General features: G+C 56.3%; 1 protein-coding gene. It reads right to left on the reverse strand.

Going from position 1 to position 247, the window contains the following annotated elements; all coding sequences use genetic code 11:
- Positions 1–247 (reverse strand): HAMP domain-containing protein (locus Q4563_RS21725; protein WP_303606010.1); only part of this gene is annotated, 247 nt, incomplete at both ends.

The following is a 247-nucleotide window of genomic DNA, read 5'->3' on the forward strand; positions in this document are numbered from 1 at the left end:
GTTTTCGTTACGGGCGCTTTCCAGTGATTCTGTCATGGCGTTGAAATGCCAGGCCAGGTTATTGGCTTCGCGTAAACTGTAATGCCCGAGACGGGCGTTCAGGTGCCCTTGCTGCACCTGGTCAAAAGCGGCCAGCACATCCGCCAAAGGCCGCAGTCCGGCCCGTACCCCCAGATAAATAGCGAGGTTGGAAACCAGCGCACAACCACAAAACAACCAGAACAGCCAGCTGGAGGAATGCCAGACT

This window comes from Gilvimarinus sp. 1_MG-2023 (assembly GCF_030548285.1).